The 26,079-nt window shown below is 64.0% G+C and carries 23 protein-coding genes; 5 read left to right on the top strand and 18 right to left on the bottom strand.

What is annotated here, in order from left to right; all coding sequences use genetic code 11:
* Window positions 1–21: 21 nt before the first annotated feature.
* Window positions 22–2,739, bottom strand: a complete 2,718-nt coding sequence (gene tssH / locus AC1RKI_RS18705; protein WP_492796536.1) for a type VI secretion system ATPase TssH — start codon at window positions 2,737–2,739, stop codon at window positions 22–24.
* A gap of 293 nt (window positions 2,740–3,032) precedes the next feature.
* On the opposite strand from tssH, the gene AC1RKI_RS18700 reads away from it, so the two are divergent.
* Genes AC1RKI_RS18700 through tssA form a run of 5 tightly spaced genes read left to right on the top strand, consistent with a single transcriptional unit; the run spans window position 3,033 to window position 8,291 of the window.
* Window positions 3,033–3,779 (top strand): TagK domain-containing protein, encoded by a 747-nt coding sequence (locus AC1RKI_RS18700; protein WP_492796534.1) that lies wholly within the window; start codon window positions 3,033–3,035, stop codon window positions 3,777–3,779.
* The gene (gene tssE / locus AC1RKI_RS18695; RefSeq protein ID WP_150982501.1) at window positions 3,776–4,297 is read left to right on the top strand and encodes a type VI secretion system baseplate subunit TssE; all 522 of its coding nucleotides are present in this window, start codon (window positions 3,776–3,778) and stop codon (window positions 4,295–4,297) included. Before AC1RKI_RS18700 ends, tssE begins: the two co-directional genes overlap by 4 nt.
* Window positions 4,298–4,301: 4 nt before the next feature.
* Entirely contained in the window at window positions 4,302–6,182 is a 1,881-nt protein-coding gene (gene tssF / locus AC1RKI_RS18690) for a type VI secretion system baseplate subunit TssF (RefSeq protein ID WP_150982502.1), read from the top strand.
* Window positions 6,183–6,184: 2 nt separating this feature from the next.
* Window positions 6,185–7,180 carry a type VI secretion system baseplate subunit TssG gene (tssG, locus tag AC1RKI_RS18685; protein ID WP_492796531.1) on the top strand — a complete coding sequence of 332 codons (996 nt, stop codon included), beginning with the start codon at window positions 6,185–6,187 and terminating at the stop codon, window positions 7,178–7,180.
* A 28-nt stretch (window positions 7,181–7,208) separates the two neighbouring features.
* A complete protein-coding gene (tssA, locus tag AC1RKI_RS18680; protein ID WP_492796529.1) occupies window positions 7,209–8,291 on the top strand; it encodes a type VI secretion system protein TssA in 1,083 nt (360 codons plus the stop codon).
* 176 nt (window positions 8,292–8,467) lie between these two features.
* Here the strand turns inward: tssA and cheZ are convergent, their stop codons facing one another.
* The 17 genes from cheZ to AC1RKI_RS18595 all read right to left on the bottom strand — a co-directional run bounded on the left by cheZ (window position 8,468) and on the right by AC1RKI_RS18595 (window position 26,077).
* Complete coding sequence (gene cheZ, locus AC1RKI_RS18675; protein WP_227460458.1) at window positions 8,468–9,106, bottom strand: protein phosphatase CheZ; 639 nt, start codon at window positions 9,104–9,106, stop codon at window positions 8,468–8,470.
* A gap of 15 nt (window positions 9,107–9,121) precedes the next feature.
* The gene (gene cheY, locus AC1RKI_RS18670; RefSeq protein ID WP_200899064.1) at window positions 9,122–9,508 is read right to left on the bottom strand and encodes a chemotaxis response regulator CheY; all 387 of its coding nucleotides are present in this window, start codon (window positions 9,506–9,508) and stop codon (window positions 9,122–9,124) included.
* Between the two features lie 81 nt (window positions 9,509–9,589).
* Window positions 9,590–10,663, bottom strand: coding sequence for a protein-glutamate methylesterase/protein-glutamine glutaminase (locus AC1RKI_RS18665; RefSeq protein WP_150982505.1), 1,074 nt, complete (start codon window positions 10,661–10,663; stop codon window positions 9,590–9,592).
* A 24-nt stretch (window positions 10,664–10,687) separates the two neighbouring features.
* Window positions 10,688–11,347, bottom strand: coding sequence for a chemoreceptor glutamine deamidase CheD (gene cheD, locus AC1RKI_RS18660; RefSeq protein WP_061958682.1), 660 nt, complete (start codon window positions 11,345–11,347; stop codon window positions 10,688–10,690).
* Window positions 11,347–12,255 carry a CheR family methyltransferase gene (locus AC1RKI_RS18655; protein ID WP_061958681.1) on the bottom strand — a complete coding sequence of 303 codons (909 nt, stop codon included), beginning with the start codon at window positions 12,253–12,255 and terminating at the stop codon, window positions 11,347–11,349. Before AC1RKI_RS18655 ends, cheD begins: the two co-directional genes overlap by 1 nt.
* Before the next feature lie 63 nt (window positions 12,256–12,318).
* Window positions 12,319–12,813 (bottom strand): chemotaxis protein CheW, encoded by a 495-nt coding sequence (locus AC1RKI_RS18650; protein ID WP_061958680.1) that lies wholly within the window; start codon window positions 12,811–12,813, stop codon window positions 12,319–12,321.
* A 21-nt stretch (window positions 12,814–12,834) separates the two neighbouring features.
* Window positions 12,835–14,859, bottom strand: a complete 2,025-nt coding sequence (gene cheA, locus AC1RKI_RS18645) for a chemotaxis protein CheA (RefSeq protein WP_227460463.1) — start codon at window positions 14,857–14,859, stop codon at window positions 12,835–12,837.
* Window positions 14,860–14,919: 60 nt separating this feature from the next.
* Window positions 14,920–15,897: a flagellar motor protein MotB gene (gene motB / locus AC1RKI_RS18640; RefSeq protein ID WP_061960081.1), complete on the bottom strand. Its 978-nt coding sequence runs from the start codon at window positions 15,895–15,897 to the stop codon at window positions 14,920–14,922.
* Between the two features lie 15 nt (window positions 15,898–15,912).
* Complete coding sequence (gene motA, locus AC1RKI_RS18635; protein WP_049815961.1) at window positions 15,913–16,776, bottom strand: flagellar motor stator protein MotA; 864 nt, start codon at window positions 16,774–16,776, stop codon at window positions 15,913–15,915.
* Between the two features lie 125 nt (window positions 16,777–16,901).
* Window positions 16,902–17,507, bottom strand: coding sequence for a flagellar transcriptional regulator FlhC (gene flhC, locus AC1RKI_RS18630; protein ID WP_150982508.1), 606 nt, complete (start codon window positions 17,505–17,507; stop codon window positions 16,902–16,904).
* Window positions 17,504–17,821: a flagellar transcriptional regulator FlhD gene (gene flhD / locus AC1RKI_RS18625; RefSeq protein ID WP_008647543.1), complete on the bottom strand. Its 318-nt coding sequence runs from the start codon at window positions 17,819–17,821 to the stop codon at window positions 17,504–17,506. The genes flhC and flhD overlap by 4 nt, the downstream gene beginning before the upstream one ends.
* Before the next feature lie 396 nt (window positions 17,822–18,217).
* Entirely contained in the window at window positions 18,218–18,970 is a 753-nt protein-coding gene (locus AC1RKI_RS18620) for a DUF4088 domain-containing protein (protein ID WP_061960079.1), read from the bottom strand.
* Window positions 18,971–19,095: 125 nt separating this feature from the next.
* A complete protein-coding gene (locus AC1RKI_RS18615) occupies window positions 19,096–20,946 on the bottom strand; it encodes a methyl-accepting chemotaxis protein (protein WP_492796523.1) in 1,851 nt (616 codons plus the stop codon).
* A gap of 172 nt (window positions 20,947–21,118) precedes the next feature.
* Window positions 21,119–22,756, bottom strand: a complete 1,638-nt coding sequence (locus AC1RKI_RS18610; protein ID WP_492796521.1) for a methyl-accepting chemotaxis protein — start codon at window positions 22,754–22,756, stop codon at window positions 21,119–21,121.
* A gap of 74 nt (window positions 22,757–22,830) precedes the next feature.
* Window positions 22,831–23,319 (bottom strand): chemotaxis protein CheW, encoded by a 489-nt coding sequence (locus AC1RKI_RS18605; RefSeq protein ID WP_061960076.1) that lies wholly within the window; start codon window positions 23,317–23,319, stop codon window positions 22,831–22,833.
* 186 nt (window positions 23,320–23,505) lie between these two features.
* Window positions 23,506–23,889, bottom strand: a complete 384-nt coding sequence (locus AC1RKI_RS18600) for a response regulator (RefSeq protein ID WP_061960075.1) — start codon at window positions 23,887–23,889, stop codon at window positions 23,506–23,508.
* 208 nt (window positions 23,890–24,097) lie between these two features.
* Window positions 24,098–26,077, bottom strand: a complete 1,980-nt coding sequence (locus AC1RKI_RS18595; RefSeq protein ID WP_150982512.1) for a putative bifunctional diguanylate cyclase/phosphodiesterase — start codon at window positions 26,075–26,077, stop codon at window positions 24,098–24,100.
* Window positions 26,078–26,079: the final 2 nt, after the last annotated feature.

Genomic DNA, 26,079 nt, shown 5'->3' with positions numbered 1-26,079 from the left:
TGAAGAATTTGCCGCTCGGCGTCAGGCCTGCTCGGCAGCTGGAATAGCCTGCCCGGCAGACTGCGCTGTCCGGTACTCGGCGTCGTAAGTGAAATCGGTTGTGTCGCCATCGCCGCGACGGATGGCAATCGCAGTGAGGCCACGCTTTTCAGCCAGCGCGGCAAGCCAGAGCCTGGCCAATTGGGGCTGGATCCTTTGTTCGATGAAACTGATCAGTTGCCGGACACCGGTGTCTCCCAGCGTGCACCGGCGCGCGATGTCGGCGACGACGGCATCGTCGTAGGTCAGCGCGATGTCGTGGCGCTCGCGCATACGCGCCACCACGCGGTCCAGGTGCAGCCTGACGATGCGGCCCAGATGGTCGGCGCCGAGCGGGAGGTACGGCACCACCACCAGCCTGCCGAGAAACGCGGCCGGAAACACTTCGCGCAGCGCGGGCGTCAGTGCCTCGCGCAATGCGTCAGGCGTGGGATAACCCGCAGGGTCCCCGCCAGCGTCGTCAACACAGCGCTCCAGCAAGGCAGATCCGACGTTGCTTGTCAGCAGCAGAATGGTGTTCCTGAAATCGATGCGGCGCCCTTCTCCGTCCTCCATGTATCCCTTGTCGAATACCTGATAGAAGACCTCATGCACATCGGGATGCGCCTTCTCGACCTCGTCCAGCAGCACGACGCTGTAAGGACGCCTGCGGACCGCCTCGGTCAGCACGCCGCCTTCGCCATAACCGACATACCCGGGCGGCGCGCCCTTGAGCGTCGACACCGTATGCGGTTCCTGGAATTCGGAAAGATTGATGGTGATGACGTTTTGCTCGCCGCCGTAAAGCGCATCGGCCAGCGCAAGCGCGGTTTCGGTCTTGCCCACGCCGGACGGCCCCACGAGCAGGAACACGCCGACCGGCTTGCCAGGGTCCGCCAACTGCGCGCGTGATGTCTGGATGCGCTCGGCCAGTGCGGTCAGCGCGGTAGTCTGTCCGATCACGCGCTCGCCAAGAATCAGCGGCAGCGCCATGACTGTCGCCACTTCGTCCGCCACCATGCGCGTGACCGGAATCCCGGTCCAGTCGGCGACGATCGCGGCGACCACCGGTTCTCCGACTTCCGTGTGCACCAGCGGCGTGTCGCCCTGCACTCCGCTTAACTGGTCTTCCAGTTGCACGAGCTCGTACGTGAGCGACTGCCTGCGATCGCTATCGTCTGTAGCGGCAATCGCCGCGCGCAGTTCGACGATCCGCTTTGCGAACTCGCGTTCCTGTTGCCAGCGCGCCTCGGCCACCGAGAGCTCGGCCTTGATTTCGTCGACCGCGTGTTCAATCTCCGCCAGTCGCGGCCCGTGTACCTTTCCGAACGTCGCTTCCTTCGTCAGTAACCCGGCCTCCGCCTGCGCGGCATCCAGACGCTGGCGCAGACTCGCCACACAGGCAGGCGTAGCATGCAGCGACAGCGCAACTCGCGCGCACGCGGTATCGAGCAAACTGATGGCTTTGTCCGGCAATTGCCGCGAAGGGATGTAGCGGTGCGAGAGTCGGACGGCGGCACGAACGGCTTCGTCGCGTATTTGGATCTTGTGATGCGCTTCGAACGTCGGGACCAGCCCGCGAACCATCGCCGTCGCGTTGGCTTCCTCAGGCTCCATCACCTGAAGGACCTGGAAGCGCCGGGTCAGCGCCGGATCTTTTTCGATATGACGCTTGTATTCGCTCCAGGTGGTGGCGCCGATGGTGCGCAACGCACCGCGCGCCAGCGCAGGCTTGAGCAGGTTGGCGGCATCGCCGGTGCCGGCTTGTCCACCGGCGCCCACCAGCGTGTGTACTTCATCGACAAACAGGATGACCGGCGTGCTCGACGACGTCGCTTCCTCGAGCACGCCCTTGAGACGCGCTTCGAATTCGCCCTTCATGCTCGCACCGGCCAGTAGCGCACCGACGTCCAGGCTCAGCAGACGCACATTTTCCAGACTCTCCGGCACCTGTCGGGCCGCGATCGCCTGCGCCAATCCTTCGATGACGGCGGTTTTGCCGACGCCGGCTTCGCCGGTCAGCAGCGGATTGTTCTGGCGGCGCCGCAGCAGGATATCGGTCATCGTCCGGACCTCGTGCTCGCGCCCGATAACGGGATCGAGCTGTCCAGCACGCGCCGCCTCGGTCAGATCCCGGCAGTACTGGCCGAGCGCGCCCTTGCGCGAGGGCCCGGCCGATAGCGCCTGACTTGCCTCTCCTGGTATCGACGCAGCCAGGCCGCTGCCATCGAAGGCGGCCTCATGCCGTTCCGGAGACTGCGCAACCCATGCCGGGACATTGGCGACAATCTGTTCAGTGTCGATTTTTCCGAAGTGGTTCGAGATGGCCAGCAATGTGCGACGCAGTTCGGGCGTTTTCAACATCGCTGTCAACAGGTATGCACCGCGTATCCGGTCATCGGCAAAAGCAAGGGTGGCGTACACCCAAGCGCGCTCGATGGCTAACTCGATCTGAAATGAGAAATCGCTGATGGAGGTGGCGCCAGTGGGCAGCGCGGCCAGCGCGCGCGCCAAATCAGCCTCGATGTGCTGCGCATCGACGCCGGTGTGGTGAAGCACCCGCTGGATGTCGCCATCGGGCGTCTGCATCAGTTGATGCAGCCAATGCGCAAGCTCGACATAGGGATTGCCACGCAGCTTGCAAAATGCGGTGGCGCTCTCGATCGCCTTGAACAGCGTCGGATTTAGCCTGCCAAACAGTGTTTGACGCGAGATATCCATTTCAGTCCCATATAAATCAGTAAATGAACCTTTATATGAATTTCTTCCTAAAATAAAAGTCCATCCGCCTATTTTTTTAGACTATTTGAAGTGGAGCAACCAAGCACTGATCAAGATCACTAACCTCTTAACCGCGTCACAAGGATATGCAAAATTCGACAACAACCCACCTTCATTCTCATCGCACGAGGATCTGGAAACGGAATCGGAAAGATCGGATTCCTACCAGGCTGGCACCGCGCACCGGATAGAAACATATGTTTTATTTTCTGTAACTCACATTCCAGCTAAATTTGGATTACAGAATTTTCATCACACTTAATTTTTTAAATTTTTTTTTATTTTGTAGCCCGACTGCAATGGAATATCATCGCAACGGAATCAACTCCCGCTACGGACACTCCATGAACGACAGGGCCGCTATCCCATCCGAATTGGACATCTTCGGCAACGACGATTGGCGCGCCACGCCATCCGCCGCTGTCATGCAGGAAGTGAGGCCCGATCTGTTTTCAGTCCTGCCGCCCCAGATTGGGCAGCAGACGCTGGCTGGTTCGGCGGGCCATGGCGAAAGGGAGACACAGGACGATCTGATTCGCACGCTGACATACGAGAGCGCATTTGTGATCGAAGCTCCTGCGCCTGCAGTCACTGCGCCAACTGTGGAAAGAGATGTGTGCAGTCCGCCGCCTATCCAGCGGGACGCGGAGGCGTCGGGGGCAGGGTCTTGCCGGCCGCACCTGGATGCAGCAGACACGGGCGCCCACGAATTCGACACATGGCACCCGGCACCGCACGGCGAGGTAGTTGTCTCGATTGAACGCGCGGCCTCGGTTGCAAAACTTTTCGGTCCGCTCGACGACCAGGAGCTCGCGCCGCTTGCCGCAACTCTCCCGCCGACAGATGTGCTGGCACTGTTCACCACGCATCGCGCGGAACCACCGAAGCGCCAGATAATGTCTGCCCTGACACGACGCGAGCATCATCTCGTTGCGATGGACAGCGCATACATTCCCGCGCAAATCTCCGTCGTGACATGAAGCGCAAAGATCCGCCGCGGCGACCCAACAGTCAGCTGCTACCTACCTTGTTCGATCGGCTGCGCGACGATGCGCCGCATCAGCAGGCCGAAAATGCCGACGCTTACACCGTCACGCGCTCCCAGATGAGCGAGATCGTTCGCCGCGATCTGGCACATCTGCTCAATACGACTAACCGAGAAGACGAAATCGATCGGGAACGACACGCCTATGCCGCCAGGTCCACTGTGAACTATGGCGTGCCGCCGCTGGCGGGCACCCACGCCGCCGATCGCGACTGGCCGGAAATTCTCGGGATGATCCGACGCGCAATCGAGGATTTCGAGCCGAGGCTGATTCCCGGCGATCTCGTCGTCCGATTGCTGGACAAAAAACCTACTGAGCACGAATACAACGTGCTGCGATTCGAGATACGAGGCAGAGTGCACATGAATCCGTATCCGATGGCGTTTACGGCGCAGAGCTCGCTCGATCTGGAAACCCGGTCGATCAGCATCAAGTCGTTCCAGGCAAGCTGACGCCGTGGACCCGAAGCTCCTTGAGTACTACAACCGGGAACTTGCCTATCTTCGTGAACTGGGCGGGGAATTTGCCGCCAAGCATCCGAAGATTGCGCGGCGGCTTGGCATGCATGGCATCGAAGTGGCCGATCCCTACGTGGAACGCCTGATCGAGGCGTTCTGCTATCTGTCGGCGCGCACGCAAATCAAGCTCGATGCCGAGTTTCCGCGCTTCACTCAGCGCCTGCTGGAAGTCATTTATCCCAATTACGTTTCGCCCACGCCTTCGATCAGCGTCGTGCGCTTCCATCCCAGCGAGCTGCAAGGCGATTTCGTGCGCGGCGTATGCGTGCCGCGTGACACCGCTTTGAAAGCCGCGATCCCGCCGGGCGAGACGACAGCCTGTGAGTTCCGCACGACGCAGCCAGTGATGCTCTGGCCGTTTGACATCGTGGAGGCGCGTCTTACGGCAGTCCCGCCCGATATTCCCGGACTGGAACGCCGCGTGCCCGCGCATGTGTCGGTGCAGGGCGCGCTGCGGATCCGCCTGCGCATCACGCGAGACGTCACCTTCGCGCAGCTACCGCCTATCGAGCACCTCACCTTTTACCTGAGTGGCGAAGAACAGATCGCCAGCCATCTGTTCGAGCTTGTCCATAGCGCGGGCGTGGGGGCGCTGGTGGGCCGGCCCAATGCCATGGCGAATGCCGCCACGGTGACGGATGGCGAGCCCGTATCGCTGGCCGGATTCGATCCGTCCGAGGCCGCGCTGCCGCTTGCGTGGAACAAGTTCCACGGCCACAACCTCGTCCAGGAATACTTCGCCTGTCCGCAGCGCTTCTACTTCTTCCGGTTGAATGGACTGGCGCCGGGTCTGGCCGCGATCGATGGGCGCGAAGCCGAGATCGTCGTATTGCTTTCCAAGAGCACCACTCACCTCGCCGCCCATGTCGATGCGGGACAGTTCGCGTTGTTCTGCACGCCCGTTATCAACCTGTTCCCCAAACGTTCCGACCGCATCGAAGTCAATCATCGGCACACGGAATTCCATCTGGTTGTGGAGCGCGCGCATCCGCTGGATTACGAAGTCCACTCGGTGCAGAAGCTTGGCGGGCAACAAGCCGAGCGCAGCGACATGATCGAATTCCGTCCGCTGTTTTCCGCCCTTAACGGCGACACGGGCGGGAGCGGCCGGTATTTTTCGGTCCGGCGCGAAAAGCGGCTGGTATCGACGCAATTGCGCAAGTACGGAAGCCGCACGGAATACATCGGCACGGAAGTGTTCCTGTCCCTGGTCGATCAAAACGAGGCGCCCTATCCAGACGCACTGCGTCATCTTTCCGTCGATGCGATGGTGACCAATCGCGATCTCGCAACGCTGGTGCCGCGCAACGGCGTGAACGATTTGCGTGCGCCCGATTCCGTGCCGGTGGCCGGCGTCGGGTTGATCCGGCCGCCTTCGACGCCGCGCCCTCCCTTTGCCGAAGGCGAGCTCGCATGGAGACTGATCCGTCAGCTCAGCTTCAACTACCTCTCGCTGACCGATCTCGATCATCGCGAAGGCGGCCAGGGACTGCGCAACATCCTGAACCTGCTGATGCCGGTCGACGATATGGTGCATCAGCGACAAATCCAAGGCCTGATCGGGTCCAGCGTGCGGCCGGTTATCCGGCGTTTGCCTGGAAACGGTCCGATCATCCACGGTCGCGGTATCCAATGCCAGCTCACCATCGACGAAACAGGATTTTCCGGCGTCAGTCCTTTCCTGTTCGGCGTCGTACTCGAACATTTTTTGGCGCGACAGGTGTCGGTCAATTCCTTCACCGAAACTGAGATGGTCTCGATGCAACGCGGGCTGATCCATCGATGGCCGGCCCGCACCGGACGCCGTAGCGTGGTGTAGCCATGGATAACGCGGGGGAAATCGCCAGCAACGCGCCTTGGAAGATGAATTTCCTCGGCCTGCTGCGTCAGTTGGGCGCCAGGCATCCTCATTTGCCGCAAATCGGCCATGCATCCCGGCCCCGCGAGGAACCGTTCCGGATTGGTCAGCGCGCCTCGCTGATATTCGCCCCGCGCGAAATCGCCGCCATCGATCGCACCGAAAAGGGCCTTCATATCGAACTTTTCGGACTTGGCATGCTGGGGCCGAATGGTCCGCTGCCGATTCACATGACCGAATGGGTCCGGGATAGGCTGGAAGGCCATCGAGACGCCACTGTCTCGGATTTCCTGAACATCTTTCACCATCGAGCGCTTACGCAGTTCTACCAGGCGTGGGCCACCGCCCAGGCCGCGGCGGGGCTCGATCGCGCCGATGAAGAAGTGTTCTCCCGCTATATCTGCTGGCTATCCGGCAATGATCCCGCAGAGATCCGGCATGGCAGATTGCCCGCGCACGCCATTCTGGCCGCCAGCGCTCATCATGTTCGTGAATCGCGGAATCCCGATGGCGTCGTGGCGACGCTATCGCACTTTTTCGGCGTGCGCGTGCGTCTGGAAGAATTTGTGATGCACTGGATCGTCGTCGACCCGGGCGAGTACACGCGGCTGGCCAGCCCGGGCTCGGCCAGCGTGATGGGGCATGGCGCCATGCTCGGCGAAATGGTGCCGGACCGACAGCACAGGTTCCGTCTGGAAATCGGCCCTCTCACGCTGCAGCAGTATCTGGACTTCACGCCAAACGGCCGCAATCTGCCGGTTCTGGTCGAATGGGTCCGCGCCTTCTTCGGCTACGAATTCTCGTGGGAAGTCGCGCTGCTGCTTTTACCCCAGGCGGCGCCCGCGGCCGCGCTCGGTGCGGCCGAGCAGCTTGGCTGGTCGACATGGCTGGGCACACCCGATACCGATACCGCCACCACCGGCATGGTGTTCGAGCCGGATCAATACTCAACCGGCTGACCCGCAACCTTCTCACCACCGATTCTTCATGACCGACAAGCTGAAGCCCGACGCTCCGGCACCTTCGCCGTTCGCCGAACTTTTCTCGCCAATATCGACCGATCTGCCGTGCGGCAGCGATCTGGAATACGACCCAGCGTTTCTTTTGTTGCTGGCGCGGCTGCAACCGCGCGATGCGGTGCAGTACGGCGATTTCACGTCAACGCCGGAGCCGCTGGGCTGGACCGAAATCGAACGCGACTGCCGCAGCCTGTTGACGCGCACGCGCGATATCCGTCTGCTGATCGTACTGATTCGGTGCCGGTGCCGCGCAGCCGGAGCGCAAGGCCTTTTCGACGGCCTGCGGATGCTGCACGGCATGTTGACGACATTTCCGGACGACATCCATCCGCAGCTCCAGATCGAAGGCGAGCACGACCCGGTAATGCGGGCCAACGCGATGGCGACGCTGACCGATCGCGCCGGCCTGTTGTCCGATATTCGCGAGCTTACGTTAGGCGACAAGATACTGCGGCTGCAGATTCGCGAAATCGAGCGAGCGCTGACAGTGCCGCGCCCCGACGATGCCGCCACGCCCGAGGTCGTCCAGCAGCGGCTCGACACCCTGCGCCAAATCACGCCGGCACAGATGGCGGCCATCGACGGCGCATGGGCGCAAGCGACCGTGCTCCAGCGATGGTGTGAGCAGACCCTTCCGCGCGACGCGGTTGACCTTGGTCCGTTGATCCGGCTGCTGCAACTGGCAGCAAGGCCGGCGGCGCCCTTGCAAACGGGGGAGTTCGCGGATGATGCGGGACCAGCCACAGACGCGGCCATGGAGAACGCCGGAACGGAAGCGTCGGCAACCGATGCCAACGCTGCGGCTGTTTGCGGTGCGACGCGGGCGGCCGTAGCATTGGCGCCGGTCACCCGACAGACCGTATTGGGCGACATTCGTGCCGCGCGAAAGTGGTTCGAGGAAAACGAGCCGAGCAGTCCGGTTGCGCTGCTGCTGCGCCAGGCCGAACGTTTGACCGGCAAGCCATTCGCTGAGTTGTTTCAGGCAATTCCGAGCGATCTGGTCGAAAGCTGGTCGCGCGAGGCAAGCGAGGAGGAAGGCACGGAGGAATAGACGCGACAGATGCCAAAGCGCAGCGGGACCGCGCCAGCAAAATGCGTTGGATGTGCGCTGGATGCCTGACAAACGTGCGGCTGACGAGCCCGGCGTGAAGCAATCCGGATCCTCTCCCGCGCGGGCGGGAGAGGATCCGGGGGCGCAGAACTTTTCAGGCGTGAAGACGCCTGTCTTCAGAAACCCAGGCTTGCCAGCAGGTCATCCACCTGCGACTGGTCGGACACCACGTCCGCCTTGCCTTCCGGGTTGATCTGCGGACCGTTGAGCAGCGTATGCTGCGGCGTTTCCACACGGCGGTCTGCGGGCACGTTGTCGATCAGCACCTGCAGCAGTTCCTGCTCCAGCGTGCGGATCATATCCATCATCTTCTTGATGACCTGCCCGGTGAGATCCTGGAAGTCCTGCGCCATCATGATTTCCAGCAGATGGCTGCCAGTCGCCTTGGCCTTTTGCGGGACTTCCGTCAGGAACTCGCGCGTATCGAGCACAAGCGCGCGGGCGTCGCCCAGTTCCACCGGTTGGGCGAACCACTCATCCCACCGCTGGTCCAGCGCCGTTGCCTTGCGTTCCAGATCCTCCTGGAGCGGCTGTGCCAGTTCGACCGCGGTAAGCGTGCGTTCGGCGGCCTGCTCGGTCATGGCGGCGATGTAATTGAGCCGGTCGCGCGCATCGGGAATGGCCTGCGCGGCCTTCTCGATTTCCTTGTCGAGCCCCAGCTCCCGCATGTTATCGCGCAGCATCCGCGTCAGGTTGCCGATGCGATGAATGATCTGCTCGGCCGATTCTTGGCTGAAAGTCGGAGTCGTCGACATCTCGCGTACCTCTTCTTATTGACCCAGCTTCTCGAAGATCTTGGTGATCTTCTCGTCCAGCGTCGCGGCGGTGAATGGCTTGACCACGTAACCATTGGCGCCGGCCTGCGCCGCGGCAATGATGTTCTCCTTCTTGGCCTCGGCGGTCACCATCAGCACCGGCGTCTTGGCCAGTTCCGGAATGGCGCGGATCGACTGCAGCATGGTCAGGCCATCCATGTTCGGCATGTTCCAGTCGGATACGACGAACTGGAAGCTGCCATCCTTGACCTTCTCCAGACCGGCGGCGCCGTCCTCGGCTTCCTCGACGTTGGTGAAGCCCAGCTCCTTGAGCAGGTTACGAATGATCCGACGCATGGTCGGGAAGTCGTCGACCACGAGGATCTTGATGTTCTTGTCCACTATACGGCTCCAATACGGTTGTGGATGACGCTGGCCATCCAGGTTGTTGCTGATCTGACCTCTCGCGCGCGCACTTCGGCGTTACACGCGCTGCGCCCGCGCACCGAACGTCGCCAGATGCGTCATGACGCGCTGGCTCATCTGGTGCAGGGGCACCACTTCATGCACGCCGCCGGTGGCGATCGCCTCCTTCGGCATGCCAAACACGATGCAGGACTGTTCGTCCTGCGCCAGGTTGTACGCCCCGGCCTCACGCATGCGCAGCATGCCGCGCGCGCCGTCCTTGCCCATGCCGGTCAGGATGACGCCCGTCACGTTCTTCCCGCCGTGAATCGCGGCCGAATCGAACAGAACGTCGACCGAAGGCCGATGACGATTGACCGGCGCTTCCTGCGACAGGTGCGCCACGTAGTTCGCGCCACTGCGCGCCAGCAGCAGATGCGAATCGCCCGGCGCGATGTATGCGTAGCCGGGCAGCACCCGCTCGCCGTGTTCCGCTTCCTTCACCGTGATGCGGCAAAGTCCGTTCAGGCGTTGCGCGAACGATTTGGTGAAACCGGCCGGCATGTGCTGCACGATCATGACGGCCGGCGAATCCGGCGGCAGCGGCATCAGGAATTCCTTGATCGCCTCGGTGCCGCCCGTTGACGCCCCGACGATGATCAGCTTTTCCGTCGACAGCAAAGGCGCGCGCAGGATTGGCACGGAGGACACCGTGCCGGCCGGCGCGGCATCGCGGGCCCGCACGCGTGCACGCGATGCGGCGCGCAGCTTGTCGGCGATCGTATCGGTGTATTCGATCAGTCCTTCGCGAATGCCGAGCTTCGGCTTGGTCACGAAATCCACCGCGCCCAGTTCCAGCGCGCGCATCGTGATTTCGGATCCCCGCTCGGTCAGGGACGACACCATCAGCACTGGCATCGGCCGCAGCCGCATCAGGCGCTCCAGGAAATCGAGCCCGTCCATGCGGGGCATTTCCACGTCGAGCGTCAGCACATCGGGATTCAGGCGCTTGATCATGTCGCGCGCCACCAGCGGATCGGGGGCGGTGCCCACCACCTCCATGTCGGGCTGGCTGTTGATGATCTCAGTCATCAGGCTGCGGATCAGTGCGGAATCGTCCACGCACAACACCTTGATCTTCGCGGCGGTCATTTTTGTCTTTACGTCTTCAAGTTTTCAGGTCGGCACCTTGGCCGCTGCCTGCCGCGTGAACAATGCCACGGCGCCACGTGCGGGCGCTTTCGTGGAAGTGGAAAGGGCACGCGCCAGCGCGCGTTCGTCCCGTTCCACGCCTACCGTATCGTCCTGGCGTGTCAGCCGGCGCACCAGCGCCAGACCGGTACGCGGGAAATAGCTGACACGTCGCGCATGCGGACCACGCAGATCCTGTGCGGCCACGCGGATCTCTTCGGTGCCCAGATACTTCAGTACAAAATCGGCATTTCGGTCCCCAATATTGAGGGTCGTCATGTTTGCCAGCACTGCGCCGCCGCCAAAAACCTTCGCTTCCAGACGCTCGCGACGCGCACCCATCTTCAGCAGTTCATTGATGAGCACTTCCAGCGCATAGCACCCGTAGCGCATCGAAGCGGACAGCATGCGGTCGGCGCCCGCATTCTCGTCGTCGGGCAGCATGAAATGATTCATGCCGCCGACACCGGCCACCTCATCGCGAATGCATGCCGCCACGCAGGAACCGAGCACCGTGGTCAGCACCACGTCGTCGCCGGTAACGAAATACTCGTTGGGAAGCAGCTTGATGGCCTGCTTGTCGAACTCGCGATCGAAGTACTTGCGCGTGGCGATCGCTTCGGGCAAGTGGGGTGTGCCGCGCATCACGCACCTCCCTTGCCGGCCAGCTCGTACACAGTCTGTCCGCGCAGCTGGAAGGCGCGCGTGACATACGAGAAATTCTCGGAATGGCCCGCGAACAACAGCCCGTTCGGCTTGAGCAACGGCGCAAACCGCTCCAGGATGCGTCCCTGGGTCGGCTTGTCGAAATAGATCATCACGTTGCGGCAGAAGATCGCGTCGAACTTCTCGCGGATGCCCCAGTCGGGCGCCAACAGGTTCAGGGTCTCGAAGCTGATCGTCGCGGCCAGTTCCGGCTTGACCTTGACCGACCCCGCGCGCGCCCCGGTCCCTTTCAGGAAGAAGCGCTTGAGCCGTTCCTGCGACAGCCGCGACACCTGTTCGGCGCTGTAGACGCCGGCGCGGGCCTTGGCCAGCACCTGCGTGTCGATATCGGTGGCCAGCACCGTTGCCGCGCGCTCGCCCAGGGCCTCGGCCAGGGTGATGGCAATCGAATACGGCTCCTCGCCGGTCGACGCCGCTGCGCACCAGACGCTGTACGGACGCCCCACCTTCTTGGCGTGCTCGGCCAGCAGCGGAAAGTGATGCGCCTCACGGAAGAACGAGGTGAGATTGGTGGTCAGCGCATTGGTGAAGTACTCCCACTCGTCGGAGTGGTCGTCGGCCTCGAGCAGCGACAGATACGTGCCGAAATCGCTGATTCCAAGCGCGCGCAGGCGTCGCGCCAGACGGCTGTAGACCATCTCGCGCTTGTGACTGCCCAGCGAAATCCCCGCGCGCTTGTGAATCAGCGCGCGGACCTTCTCGAAATCGCGCTCGGTCAGCAGGAAGTCACGCATGTCGTCGCGCAGCGGCGCCAACACGGGCGCGGCCTGGTTGGCGGCCGCGCCTGGCTTCCCGATCGCGCTGGAGGAAGAACGGAGCGGCGTCATGAGTGTGTTTCGTCAGTGTGCCGGCAAGCGGCGATAAGGCGTTGGGGCGGTCCGCACGCGGGATCAGGCGAACTCGGTTTCGATCAGCGCCATTTCGGGGCTGGTCATCATGCGTTCGATGTCGATCAGGATCAGCATCCGGCCTTCCACCGAGCCCAGACCCGTCAGGTGCTCGTTCGAGACCGACACGCCAAACTCGGGCGCCGGCTTGATATCGTCGCCAGTCAGCGTCAGCACGTCCGACACGCCGTCCACCACGATACCGACCACGCGGCCGGCCACGTTCAGGATGATCACCACGGTCTGGTGGTCATAGCGCACGTTGCCAAGATCGAATTTCAGCCGCAGGTCGACGATCGGCACGATCACGCCGCGCAGGTTCGTCACGCCCTTGATGAAGTTGGGCGCGTTGGCGATGCGCGTCACCGTTTCGTAGCTGCGGATCTCCTGCACCTTGAGGATGTCGATGCCATATTCCTCGGTGCCCAGCGTGAAGACCAGGTATTCCTGGCCAGAGGCTTCGCTGCCCTGGGTATCGATGTGTCCGATGCCGGCCATGTCCGTTCTCCTTGCTGTCAATTACTGTACGGCCACCGGGTCCTGGCGGCGCACGCCGGTGCGCTGCAGCGCGCCCACGTCCACGATCAGCGCGACGCTGCCGTCGCCCAGGATCGTCGCGGCCGAGATGCATGGCACCTTGCGATAGTTGGTTTCGAGATTCTTCAGCACCACCTGGTGCTGGCCGATCAGCTGGTCCACCAGCAGCGCGAAGCGCTTGCCTTCGGCGGCCAGGATCACGGCGATGCCCTGCGTGGGCTCCTGCACCGCGTTGGCCACATTGAAGACCTTGTGCAGTTCCAGCAGCGGCAGGTATTCGCCGCGCACGTTCATCACGCGCTCGCCGTTGGCGGCCGTATGCACGTCCTCCGATTTCGGCTGCAGCGATTCCATCACGCAATTCAGCGGCAGGATGAAGGTCTCCTCGCCGGTGCGCACCGACATGCCATCGAGAATGGCCAGCGTCAGCGGCAGCACGATGCGCGTGGTGGTGCCCAGGCCCGGCCGCGAGCTGATCTCGACGTGACCGCCCATTTCCTGGATGTTCCGCTTGACCACGTCCATGCCCACGCCACGGCCCGACACATCGGTCACCACTTCCGCAGTGGAGAAGCCGGGCGCGAAAATCAGTTGCCAGACTTCGTCATCGGTCATGCTCTCGGACGCACCGGGCAGGCCGTTCTGCATGGCCTTGGCCAGGATGCGCTCGCGGTTCAGGCCGCCGCCGTCGTCGCTGACTTCGATGACGATGTTGCCGCCCGCATGCTGCGCCGACAGGATCAGCTGGCCGGTCGGCTCCTTGCCGGCCGCCACGCGTTTCTCGGGCGTTTCGATACCGTGGTCCAGGCTGTTGCGCACCAGGTGCGTCAGCGGATCAATGATGCGTTCGATCAGGCTCTTGTCCAGCTCGGTGGCCTTGCCGAAGGTGACCAGGTCGATCTGCTTGTTGAGCTTGCTGGCCAGATCGCGCACCAAGCGCGGAAAGCGCGAGAACACGTAGTCCATCGGCATCATGCGGATCGACATCACCGCTTCCTGCAGATCGCGCGCATTGCGTTCAAGCTGGCCCATGCCCGAGAACAGGCGGTCGAACAGCACCGGATCGAGCGACGACGCGGTCTGCGCCAGCATCGACTGGGTGATTACGAGTTCGCCCACCAGGTTGATGATCTGGTCCACCTTTTCGGTCGGCACGCGGATCGATCCGGAATCGGGCGCCTGCGCGGCGGCCGCGGCGGCGGGCTTGGCAGCCGCCTTTTCCTTCGCCGCCGGGGCGGCGGCAACCGGTGCCGGTGCCGGAGCCGGCGCAGCCACCGGAGCCGGTGCCGCCTGCGGTGCGGCAGGCGCCTGGCCCGCTGCAACGGCTTCCACCGCAATCTGTTTCTCGTCGATGACGAAACAGCAGACCGCAATGATGTCGTCGGTGCTGCACTGGCTGTTCAGCCAGATGGTCAGGTCGCCGTCGGCTTCTTCCTGGCCTGTGATTTCGCCCAGATTGGCCAGCTCTTCGCGCAGCAGCGCCTGGTCGCCCGCGGACACCTTGATCAGGCGAACTTTCAGGTTGCCGCCCGCGGATGCCGCCACGGGAGCCGGCGCAGGCGCCGCCACAGGTGCGGGGGCCGGCGCGGGAGCGTGCGCGGTTGCGCCGCCGGCTTCCTGCGCCAGCTGCTGCAGCACGGCGCAGATGCGCGCAAACGTTTCCGGATCGGGTTCGGTGCCGTTGCGATAGGCGTTGAGCTGGTCTTGCAACACGTCCTTGGTTTCCAGAAAGGTGTCGATGATGACCCGCGTAAGGGCCAGTTCCCGCCGACGGGTGCGATCGAGCAGGTTCTCAAAGATGTGCGTGGTCTCGGTCAGGGCCGTGAAGCCGAACGTCGCGGCTCCGCCCTTGATCGAATGCGCGGCACGAAAAATCGCGTTGAGCGCTTCCGCGTCGGGGGACTCGATGTCCACCTCGAGCAGCAGCTGCTCCATTTCTACGAGCAGCTCCTCTGCCTCCTCGAAGAAGGTCTGATAAAACTGCGTGATATCGATATCGACAGACATGATCGTCCTGACTCGCTAGATTGCACTGGAAGATGCGCCGCCCTCCCCAGGCGGCGCGCCTCACTCGATCCTGCCCTTGGGCGCGGTTGCCGGTCTGGCCGCTGGCGCCGATGCCGCGCCCATCTGCTCCTGCAACTCCTGCGCCATTGCTCCCTTCTGCGCCTGCACGGAGACCTCCGCCGCGCTGGCGTTTTCCGTTTCGAACTGGGCCTGCGCGCGCTTGTTGAGCACCACGATGCTGATACGCCGGTTCACTGGCGCCAGCGGATCGCCTTTCTCAAGCGGCATGGTGTCGGCCAGTCCCAGCACGCGCAGCACCTTGCCTTCCTGCATGCCGCCGGCGATCAGTTCCTGGCGCGACGCGTTGGCGCGGTCGGCCGACAGCTCCCAGTTGCTGTAGGCGCGCTCGCCCATCATGTACGTGGCCGAATCGGTATGACCGGACAGGCTCACCTTGTTGGGCATCTCGTTGAGCACCGGGCCGATTTCGCGCAGGATGGTGCGCATGTAGGGCTCCACCGCCGCGCTGCCGGTGCGGAACATCGGACGATTCTTGGTATCCAGGATCTGGATGCGCAGCCCTTCGCTGGTGATGTCCAGCAGCAGTTGCGGACGGAACTGCCGCAACGTCGGGTTGTTCTCGATGATCTGTTCCAGACGGCCCTTCAACGCGCGCAGGCGCTCGCTGTCGAGCTGGTCGCGCCGGCGCTGCGCATCGGCCGGGTCGTTGGTGAGGGCCTTCATCACCTCGCCGTCCTTGGCCATCGGGTCCTTGCCGCCGCCCGGAATCACGCTCTTCGACAGGCTGCTCTTGTCGCCACCGACCACCGCCACCTTGAGCGGCATCTTGAAATACTCGGCCACGCCGACCAGCGTCTTGGGCGACGACGTGCTCAACAGCCACAGCACCAGAAACAGCGCCATCATGGCCGTCATGAAGTCGGCGTAGGCGATCTTCCAGCTATGGTTGCCGTGCGGCTTGGCGTGCGACTTCGCCTTCTTGATGACGATCGGGCGCAGATCCTGGGCACTGCTCATGGCTTGCTCTCCCGGTCAGGTCAGGCTCTTGACTTCACGGACGTGATCGTCGAGCTCGAGGAACGACGGACGTACCGTGGAGTACAGCACCTTGCGACCGAATTCCACGGCCACCAGGGGCGCGTAACCGTTGAGCGATGCCAGCAGCGTCACCTTGATGCACTCGTACATCTTGATGCTCTCGGACACCTGGTGCTCGACGCGCGACGCCAGCGGCGACACGAATCCGTAAGCCAGCAGAATGCCCAGGAACGTTCCGACCATGGCGTGGGCGATCAGCGCGCCCAGCTCGGCTGGCGGCAGATCGGCCGAGGCCAGCGCGTGCACCACGCCCATCACCGCGGCAACGATGCCGAACGCCGGCAGGCCATCGCCAACGCGCGACAGCGCATGGGCAGGAATCTCTGCTTCGTGGCGGAACGTTTCGATTTCGTGGTCCATGAGCGCCTCGATCTCGAAGGCGTTCATGTTGCCGTTGACCATCATGCGCAGGTAGTCGGTCAGGAATTCCATCATCTTGGCGTCGGCCAGGATGCGCGGGTACTGACTGAAGACGCTGCTCGATGCGGGATCGGCAATTTCCTTTTCGAGGAACAGAATGCCCTCGCGGCGCGCCTTGGAGAGCAAGACGTAAAGCAACGCCATCACGTCCAGGTACAGTTCCTTCTTGTACTTGGAGCCCTGCAGCAACGAGGGCATGGCTTTCATCGTGGCCTTGATGGCCTTGCCGCTGTTGGAGCTGATGAATGCGCCAACCGCGGCCCCGCCGATGATGATGAGCTCCGCCGGTTGATAAAGCGCGCCCATGTGGCCGCCGGTGAGGGCGTAACCACCCAGCACCGCCACGACTACGACGACATAGCCAATAACTACTAGCACGATCGGATCCCCGTCTGAAAAACACGCGTCAGGCACGCACAGGCCATGCGGCATTGCGCGAGCGGCTTAACGCCGCCCGGCGCTGCCGGGGCCCGCCTGCCGCGCGGACGTCAGGCTGGATGGAATCAGGCGTCGGTCTGCGCGGCTGCGGCGTCTTTCGAGAGCTTCTTCACCTTTCCGGCCCGCGACGGCGGACGGCACAGGCTGCAGACGAAGTTCGTGTGCGGCTCATAGGCATGCGTCACGAACTTACCGCCGCAACAGGTGCACGTGGAAAGCTGCAGCATGTTGCTCTCGAAAAACCGTACTAACGTCCAGGCACGGGTGAAACTTAAGACGATTTCGCCGCCAAGCAGCGAAACGTGCTCGAGGTACAGACGATAAGCGGCTACCACGGCACGAATACCCGACGTCTCGCCTTCCTGCACCATGAACTGGTAGGCGGAGAAGAACAGCGACGAATGGATATTCGGCAGCCAGGTGGTGAACCAGTCTGTCGAGAACGGGAGCATGCCCTTGGGCGGCGACGCGCCCCGCAGCTCCTTGTAGAGACGGATCAACCGGTCGCGCGAGAGCGTGGTCTCGGCTTCAAGCACCTGCAGGCGCGCACCCAGGCCGATCAGCTCGATGGCGAGCTGGGTCTGGTTGGCATCCTGCAGGACGCTCTTGCGGTTGGGAACGGGAGTGGCCGTGAAGCTGCGGGCCGGCTGGGCCTGGAGGAGCGCGGTCAATTGAGCGACTCCACAGGTTGCCGGGCCAGCAGGATAGCAGCGTGGATCTGCTGCATATCATGGCTCTTGGCCGTGTGGGTGAGCGTGGAGAGCAGCGCGTGATCGTCGAAGCGGAAACGGCACAGCACCATGTTCGATGCTGCCAGCTTGACGAGTTGCGCCGAGGTCAGCTTGGCAAGGATCTCAGCAATTTCCTTGCTGACGCCAAGCCTGAACATGGCTTCCACCTGGTTTTCGCGCACCAGTCGTTGCGCCAGTAGGAGATAGGCAAGATTGACCTCCCTGATCTCCTGGAGAACTTCACTGCTTTCCAATTTTTCCCCGCTACCAAAAAACCCCTCGACCGCTTGTCCGGCGCTTACCGGCAGAACTGCTTGCCGGCGACCAGATCGTTTGGGTGCGTGTTCGAGTGGGTACGACGTACTACGAAAGGAACTTCGCCCGGTTACACCTTAACTCTGAAACGTTACAGATGTTACAGAGTGTAAGTGAAACTGTTACGTTTATATCGGCAATCGGCCCGAAATGCCAATCCCTACTTACGTTGGGGGGAAGCAAATGTCGTACGGAAAAGACATGGGCCGCGAATTTTGTAACAGCCTCGGCCGTCAGCTTGTGATTTACATCAAGACCGTAACGATTTTGTACTGAACGGACACGGGACCGCCGCGGTGCACACGTCACCTACGAAAGAGGGTTGCCGCTTTCCACTATTGACGAACGAGCGCGCCTTGGCTAAAGACGCGCCGCAGCCATGCGGCAAGCCGTGCGAAGACGTCGTCGGGGGCTTCGCGGAAAAGATGCGGACGCGCGCGCTCCACCTGTTCGAGCACGCGCGCGGCCTCTTCGGCGCTCACTGAGCCGTACTCAAGCGCCAGTCCCAGCAGCGCGCGCAACTCGCCCACCTTGCTGCGTCCCAGCGCTTCGCTCTGTTCGGTCTGCAGCGCGTACATGACGTCATAAGCGCGCTGGCGCAGGCTATCGGCGATGCGCCATGCCGGCGTGCGCATGCGCTCTTCCAGCGTGCGGATATCGACGGCGGACGAGGCAATCTGCGCAGCCAGCGCCTCGGTGAACGCGGCATCTGCGCCCGCTTCGGAAAGGATGTTGCTGGCCCATTCGCGCGCGTGTTCCACACGTTGCTGCGTGGTCCATTCGGGCTGTACCGCCAGCCCAAAGCCAAAGCGTTCGGCGTCGCGCATCAGCGCGGCCAGCGCGTTCGGCAACTGCTTGTCGAAGACCTTCCTGGCCCAGCCGTACTCGCCGCTGGCCAAGAGCCGCATCACCGCACGCTCAGTCAGCGGGCCGTCCTGCTGCATCAGGCGCGCACGCAGGAAGTCGTCGAACGCGGGTGGGATGAACTGCGCATCCAGCCCGGTGGAAACTTTTACAAAGGCATCGAAGTCCGCGCGCAGCCTTGCCGTGGCTTCGGCCGACAGGGACAGGCTGATGTCGGTGTTCATGATGTTCTTGAAACGGGTAAGCGCCCCGGCGAATCTTTTACAAGACCGCTGCCGGGGCGCGTGCCATCGTCAAGCGATGGCGATCACGGTGCATTCAAGCCACGTTCGGATACGCGCGTACGCGCTCAGAACGCGCTCCAGTCACCGTTGTCGGAAGCACCGTGACTTGCCGACGAAGCGGCAAGCGCGGGACGCTTGTACTGACCATCACTATCGGCATCGTCGTCGCCAACTTCAGCCATGACCGGCGCGGCCGTGGCCGCGGCAACCAGCGCCGTGCCTGCGGCACGCGCCGTCTTGCGTGTCTTGACTGCGCGTGCGCCCGCTGCCGTGGCCGTCGGCCGCACCACCGAACGCGCAGCGGGAGCAGCAGGCGCAGCCAGCGCCGGCACCGCGGCGTCTTCCTGCGACAGGCGGAAGCCCGACACCGACTCCATCAGGCGCGCCGCCTGATCCTGCAACGACCCGGCGGCTGCAGCAGCCTGCTCGACCAGCGCGGCGTTCTGCTGCGTCACCTCGTCCATCTGCGCGACGGCCTGATTGACCTGTTCGATGCCCGAACTCTGCTCGGCGGACGCCGCGCTGATTTCCCCCATGATGTCGGTCACGCGCTTCACGGCCTGCACGATTTCGTCCATCGTGGTGCCGGCCTGGCTGACCAGTGCCGCACCGGTGTCAACCTGCGCCACCGAGTTGTCGATCAGCGTCTTGATTTCCTTGGCGGCGTTGGCGCTGCGTTGCGCCAGGCTGCGCACCTCGCCGGCCACCACCGCGAAACCGCGGCCCTGCTCGCCGGCGCGCGCCGCTTCCACGGCAGCGTTGAGCGCCAGGATGTTGGTCTGGAACGCGATGCCCTCGATCACGCCGATGATGTCGACGATCTTGCGCGATGCGTCGTTGATCTCGCCCATCGTCAGCACCACGCGACCCACCACTTCACCGCCGCGTACCGCCGTGTCCGACGCATTGGCGGCCAGCCCGCTGGCCTGGCGCGCGTTGTCGGCGTTCTGGCGCACCGTGCTGGTCAGCTCTTCCATGCTGGAAGCCGTTTCCTCGAGCGACGCCGCCTGTTGCTCCGTGCGTTGCGACAGGTCGTTGTTGCCCGCCGCGATCTCGCGCGACGCGGTGCCGATCGATTCCGCCGATTCCTTGAAGTCGCGCACCATGTGCGACAACTGCTGCTGCATCTGGCTCATTGCGTGCAGCAGGCTGCTCTGGTCGCCACGGCGCAGCGTCACCTTGCCCGAGAAATCGCCGTCGGCGATGCGTGCGGCGATCGATGCGGCATAACCGGGTTCGCCACCGAGCTGGCGCGACAGTTGTCGGGCCAGGAACCATCCCAGCAGCACCGATACCGCAAGCCCGCCCAGCACCAGCACCAGCATCAGCACGCGCGAGCTGTTGTAGACGCTGGTGGACTCGTCCATGTTGGCGCGCGCGCGGTCGTCGCGGCGCTTCACCATCTTGAACAGCACTTCCTCGAGCGCGCGGCTTTCCTTGAGCAGGTCGGCGCTTTCCGTGAAGACCGTGCTTTCGAATTGCGATGTATCCAGCGGCTGCTTGCTTACCAGTTCCACATACTTGAGCATGCGATCGCGGAACGGCGGCACCAGCGCCTCATACTGTTTGAACAGCGCCTGGCCTTCGGGCTGGCTGAATGAATCCTTGGCGGTCTTCACACGCGCCTCCATCGCGGCCAGCGATTTCTGGATCTCATCCTTCTCGGTGGCGCGCTCGCCCATGGTCGACGCCGACAGCAGCGCGATCTGCGCGCGGCTGGCGTACACCAGGTTGATGTTGCCGTCCTGCACGGCCTTGAGCGCCTGCAGGTCCGTGTTGTAGATCTTGCCGGTCCATTCGGCCATGCGCCCCATGTTGACGACGCCCAGCAGGCCAATGATGGCGCCGATCACGGATACCACCAGAAAGCCGGCAATCAGCCTGGTCGTAACGCGTAGTTGGTTGAACCACTGCATAAGAACTACCCCCTTCTTCTGTCAGAAAGTCCGGGACGGCCTGCAAGGCAACGCCCCGGGTTGATGTCGCTGCCGCTTGCATGAGCGGCGGCTGTACCCCGTTCCTGATGCCGCGCCATTTGGCGCGGCGCGTCTGCAGCGGCGCCCATGCGGATGCCGCCCGCTCCCCACTTCAAGCCGCCGCCCGCGCGTCCGCCATCCCGTCGCGCACGCGCGTGGGCCGCACTTCGGCCTGCGCGCTGACGCGGAACGTGGAAATCGACTCGCGCAAGCGGTCGGCCTGTTCTTCCAGTGAACCGGCCGCGGCAGCAGCCTGCTCCACCAGCGCAGCGTTCTGCTGCGTCACTTCATCCATCTGCGCAACCGCCTCGTTGACCTGTTCGATGCCCGCGCTCTGCTCGGCCGAGGCGGAACTGATCTCGCCCATGATGTCCGTCACGCGCTTCACGGCCTGCACGATCTCGTCCATCGTCGCGCCGGCCTCGCTGACCTGTGCCGTGCCGTTTTCCACGCGCGCCACGGTATTGCCGATCAAACCCTTGATTTCCTTGGCGGCCTTGGCGCTGCGCTGCGCCAGGCTGCGCACCTCGCCCGCCACCACCGCGAAGCCACGGCCCTGCTCGCCCGCGCGTGCCGCTTCCACGGCCGCGTTGAGCGCCAGGATATTGGTCTGGAACGCGATGCCCTCGATCACGCCGATGATGTCGACGATCTTGCGCGAGGCGTCGTTGATGTCGTTCATCGTCTGCACCACACGGCCCACCGATTCGCCGCCGCGCAGCGCGGTTTCGGACGCATTGGCGGCCAGCCCGCTGGCCTGACGCGCGTTATCGGCGTTCTGGCGCACGGTGCCGGTCAACTGTTCCATGCTCGAAGCGGTTTCCTCGAGCGACGCGGCCTGCTGCTCGGTGCGTTGCGACAGATCGTTGTTGCCCGCGGCCACTTCATGCGTGGCCGTGGAAATGCTGACCATGCCTTGCTGGATGTCGTGCACCACGGAAAGCAGGCTGCGCTGCATGGTGCGCATCGCGCGCGCCAGCGCGCCTACCTCATCGGCAGCCTTGTGGTCGAAGGTGGTGCTCAGGTCGCCAGCGCCCATGCGCAGCGCGAAGTCGAGCATTTCGGCGATCGGGCGTTCCACGCGCGCCACCAGCATCGCCCCTGCCGCAAACGACGACACCACGGCCAGCGCGAATGCGCCCCACAGCCATGGCCACAGTTGCGCGGCCGCCTCGGGCGCCATCCAGTGCACACCGATCAGCGCCAGCAGGAACCACGACAGGCCCGCCATCTGCGCCCACTGGATGCGCCGTTTCAGGTTGACGCGCGCCAGCCGTCCGATGAATCCGGCGATGCCGGTGCGCACCACCGCGCCCTCGCGGATCGCCAGCCCGGCCGCGCGATTCTCCTGAAAGCGCTGGTAGGCGGCCTGTGCGGCCTCGATCTGCTCGCGCGTGGCCATCGAGCGCACCGACGTGAAGCCGACGATGCGCCCATCGACGCGCGTCGGCGTGACGGTGGCCTGCACCCAGTAGTGGTCGCCGTCCTTGCGGCGGTTCTTCACGATGCCCACCCACGACTTGCCGGCCTGGATCGACGTCCAGAGATCGGCGAACGCCTCCGGCGGCATGTCGGGATGCCGCACGAGGTTATGGGGCGCGCCGAGCAGCTCTTGCGCGGAAAACCCGCTGATCTCGATGAACGCCCGGTTCGCGAACGTGATCCGGCCCTTGAGGTCGGTTCGCGATATCAGGTAATCGTTCGGCGAGAGCATGTGCTCGCGCTGTGTGACAGGCTGGTTGTTGCGCATGGACGTTGACTGCGTTGAATGCGTCGGCCCGCGCGCCGCATGTGTCCGGCGCCGCGAGCCGCATGTGAAGGACTTCAGGTGGCGCCGGCCGCGGCGTCGAGCGCCGCGAGATCGTCGACATTCATCAGCTTCTCGATATCGGCCAGAATCAGCATGCGTCCCTCGAGCGATCCGAGCCCGCGGATGTAGTCGGTCTCCACGCCGCCCGAAAGCGTCGGCGCCGGCTTGATCTGTGCGGGCGCCAGCGTCAGCACGTCCGACACGCCGTCGACCACGAGGCCGGTGGTGCGGTCGTTGATGTCGACGATGATCACCACCGTGTACTGGTCGTAGCTGATCTGGGCCTGCCTGAACTTGATGCGCAGGTCGATGATCGGGACGATGATGCCGCGCAGGTTGATCACACCCTTCAGGTAGTCGGGCGCATTGGCGATCTGCGTGACCGACTCGTAGCCGCGGATCTCCTGGACCTTGAGAATGTCGATGCCGTACTCTTCGCGGCCGAGCCGGAAGGCCAGGAATTCTTCCCCGGCGCCGTCCGCGCGACTGTTGCTGGTGTTCATGGTTGCCCCCGCTGGCATGGTTGGTCGTGGCCGGGGTAGCGTGCCCCTGGCTGCTGGCGACCCGAAGCGGCGGCCGGCGCAATGACCGACGCGGCGATGCCGCGCCAATCGGCCGGACCACCTGCTATGGCCCTCCAGTGATTACGGCAATGCGCGGGGTGAATTAAGGGCAACTTGGGCCCGGATTTACCCCACCGTGGGAGGGGGCAACAGCGCCTGCACCGACGCCAGCAGCGCCTCCGGGTCGAACGGCTTGGCCAGGAAGCCCGACGCACCGGCCTCGCGCGCCTGGTCGAGGATATGGTCGTCGTGCTCGGTCGACAGCATCAGGATCGGGATCGACGCATACGGCGCCGTGGCGCGCAGCGCCCGGATCAGCGACAAGCCGTCCATGCCCGGCATGACCTGGTCGGTCACCAGCATGCCGAATTGCCCCTCCAGCGCAACTTCGTGCGCCTCCTTGCCGTCGGCGGCTTCCGTCACCGTATAGCCGCCCGCGCGCAGGCACGCGACCGTCATGCGGCGCAGGGAAGGAGAATCGTCGACGACGAGGATGTGCGGAAGGGACATCGGGGACTCCGGATGGGTTGCGTCCGCCAGCGGCAAGGCAGCCAGCCGGCGACGGACAGGCCAGCGGCACGCAGGGGCCGATGCGGCCGAAGCCACCGCCCTGCCTTGGTCATATCGACACGGAACGCCCGCCCTTTAGCGTTGCCGCGCACAAAATTGCGCGATGCGGTGCGGTGCGGTGCGGCAAACCCCGCGCGGGCGCGCGGGCTTACGCGCGCAGCGCCTGCGGACCGGGCAAAAGCTCGGCGAAGGTCGGCGCGTCCAGCGGTACCGACATCAGGTAGCCCTGCACCTCGTCGCAGCCCATGGCGTCCAGGATGTCCAGCTGCGAGGTCGATTCCACACCCTCGGCCACCACCTTCATGCGCAGCTCGTGCGCCAGCGCCACCATCGATCCCACGATCGCGCGGCCTTGCGGATCGGCATCGAGTCCGCCGATCAGCGTGCGGTCGATCTTGAGCGTACCCACACGCAGCCGCTTCAGGTAGCCCAGGCTGGAATAGCCGCTGCCGAAGTCGTCAAGCGCCGCCTGGATGCCCAGCGACTGCAGCTCCGTGAGCGTCTCCAGCGACTTGCCGATGTCCTTCATCGCGGCGGTTTCGGTGATTTCCAGTGTGATGGCGGAGGGCGGAATATCGTGCAGGTGGACCTGTTCGAGCAGGTATTGCGGAAAATTGCGGCTGGCAAAACGCAGGCCCGACACGTTGATCGCCACCGGCACGGTCCGCAGCCCGGCATCCTGCCACGCGCGCACCTGCGCGCAAACCTGCGAGATGACCCAGTCGTCGAGCTTGTCGATCTGGCCGGACTGCTCGGCCACCGTGATGAACTCGGCCGGATTGACCTGGCCCAGCGCCGGATGCCGCCAGCGGCACAGCGCCTCGGCGCCCACCACGCTGCGCGTCCTGACGTCGTACTTGGGCTGGTACACCAGCGACAGCGCATCGTCCTGGATGGCGGGCCACAGATCGCGGCGAATCACGCGTACACGGCGCGCGCGTTCGCCGGCGGCGGAATTGAACACGCGCATCTGGTTCGAGCCGCTTTGGCGCGCCTCGCTCAGGCTGACGCGGGCGGCCTGCATCAGCGCCTCGGACGTGGTGGCGTCGCGCGGATAGATCGCGATGCCGATGTTCACGCCGATCTGCATCTGCAGCCCGCGCGCCGAGACGAATTCCGCCAGCGATCCCAGCACGCGCGATCCGAGTTCGTTGGCACGCCCGTGCTGGACCAGCTCCGGCACGCCCACCGCGAATTCGTCGCGCGCCAGCCGCGCCAGGAAATGATGCGGCTCCAGCGCGGCCTGCGCGAGCGCGCCGGCGTCCTGCGCCAGAATGTCGTCGGCACGCACCTCGAAGACTTCGTCGACCTCACGGAAATCGGCGATATGGATCAGCAGCACCGCGCAGCTGGTTTCCGCCAGGCGCGCATGCGCAATGGTCTGGTCCAGCCAGCGCGCAAATCCCGTGCGATCGGGCAGGTCGGTGCTGACGCTGTATTCGCCCACCGTCGACGGCTCGCGCCCCGCCGCGGTGCGCACGGTCAGCCTGGCCACACGGCCGTTGGCACGACGGATCAGGCGCGACACGCGCGCGGGTGCGCCGACCGCAGGCTCATCGACCACGTCTTCGGCAAGCAGCGCGTCGGCTGGCGCGATCGCCCACTTACGCGATTGCAGCCGATGCATCGCGTACAGCGCGGAGCACAGCAGCGCAAGGCCGCCGGCCAACCAGGCGGGACCATGCATGCCGGCGGCATCGATGCAGTCGCGCGGCGACATCGACGTGCCGCCGCAGACGCGGCCGAGGCGCGCGCCGGCCATGGCGACAAGCCCGGCGCCAGCCAGCATCGCCGTAGCCATCAGCAGATGCCAGCCCCGCCCGCCTTGACGCAACCACTGCCAGACCGGTGCAAACAAATGGGACGCGGCAACGCCGGCGGCCAGCGACGCGGCGAAAGCCGTGGCCATCTGCAAGCCGTCGTTGGCGGCGGTCAGGGTGCCGGACGCCAGCGCCACCCAGACCGGCATGCCCAGCATGACCTGGGACATCAGAGCTGTCTTCCAGGTCAGCGACCGGACAGTCTTGCGCCCCTGGTCGCCGCCCCGTCTGGCTGTGCGCAGCCCGCCCGCGGCAACAAAGCCGAGCAAGGCCGCAAGCAGCAATAGGCTGAAATTCGTGGCAATCATTG

It is taken from the genome of Cupriavidus sp. GW822-FHT06G04 (genome assembly GCF_058799075.1).
The sequence above is the reverse complement of the archived record's forward strand: the minus strand, read 5'-3'. Positions and strand labels throughout refer to the sequence as shown.

What these genes read in the sequence shown, in the direction of transcription:
- tssH (WP_492796536.1), bottom strand. Translation starts at nt 2,739, where the DNA reads ATGGATATCTCGCGTCAAACACTGTTTGGCAGGCTAAATCCGACGCTG.
- tssE (WP_150982501.1), top strand. Translation starts at nt 3,776, where the DNA reads ATGAAGCGCAAAGATCCGCCGCGGCGACCCAACAGTCAGCTGCTACCT.
- tssG (WP_492796531.1), top strand. Translation starts at nt 6,185, where the DNA reads ATGGATAACGCGGGGGAAATCGCCAGCAACGCGCCTTGGAAGATGAAT.
- tssA (WP_492796529.1), top strand. Translation starts at nt 7,209, where the DNA reads ATGACCGACAAGCTGAAGCCCGACGCTCCGGCACCTTCGCCGTTCGCC.
- cheZ (WP_227460458.1), bottom strand. Translation starts at nt 9,106, where the DNA reads ATGTCGACGACTCCGACTTTCAGCCAAGAATCGGCCGAGCAGATCATT.
- AC1RKI_RS18665 (WP_150982505.1), bottom strand. Translation starts at nt 10,663, where the DNA reads ATGACCGCCGCGAAGATCAAGGTGTTGTGCGTGGACGATTCCGCACTG.
- cheD (WP_061958682.1), bottom strand. Translation starts at nt 11,347, where the DNA reads ATGCGCGGCACACCCCACTTGCCCGAAGCGATCGCCACGCGCAAGTAC.
- AC1RKI_RS18655 (WP_061958681.1), bottom strand. Translation starts at nt 12,255, where the DNA reads ATGACGCCGCTCCGTTCTTCCTCCAGCGCGATCGGGAAGCCAGGCGCG.
- AC1RKI_RS18650 (WP_061958680.1), bottom strand. Translation starts at nt 12,813, where the DNA reads ATGGCCGGCATCGGACACATCGATACCCAGGGCAGCGAAGCCTCTGGC.
- cheA (WP_227460463.1), bottom strand. Translation starts at nt 14,859, where the DNA reads ATGTCTGTCGATATCGATATCACGCAGTTTTATCAGACCTTCTTCGAG.
- motB (WP_061960081.1), bottom strand. Translation starts at nt 15,897, where the DNA reads ATGAGCAGTGCCCAGGATCTGCGCCCGATCGTCATCAAGAAGGCGAAG.
- AC1RKI_RS18620 (WP_061960079.1), bottom strand. Translation starts at nt 18,970, where the DNA reads ATGAACACCGACATCAGCCTGTCCCTGTCGGCCGAAGCCACGGCAAGG.
- AC1RKI_RS18615 (WP_492796523.1), bottom strand. Translation starts at nt 20,946, where the DNA reads ATGCAGTGGTTCAACCAACTACGCGTTACGACCAGGCTGATTGCCGGC.
- AC1RKI_RS18610 (WP_492796521.1), bottom strand. Translation starts at nt 22,756, where the DNA reads ATGCGCAACAACCAGCCTGTCACACAGCGCGAGCACATGCTCTCGCCG.
- AC1RKI_RS18605 (WP_061960076.1), bottom strand. Translation starts at nt 23,319, where the DNA reads ATGAACACCAGCAACAGTCGCGCGGACGGCGCCGGGGAAGAATTCCTG.
- AC1RKI_RS18600 (WP_061960075.1), bottom strand. Translation starts at nt 23,889, where the DNA reads ATGTCCCTTCCGCACATCCTCGTCGTCGACGATTCTCCTTCCCTGCGC.
- AC1RKI_RS18595 (WP_150982512.1), bottom strand. Translation starts at nt 26,077, where the DNA reads ATGATTGCCACGAATTTCAGCCTATTGCTGCTTGCGGCCTTGCTCGGC.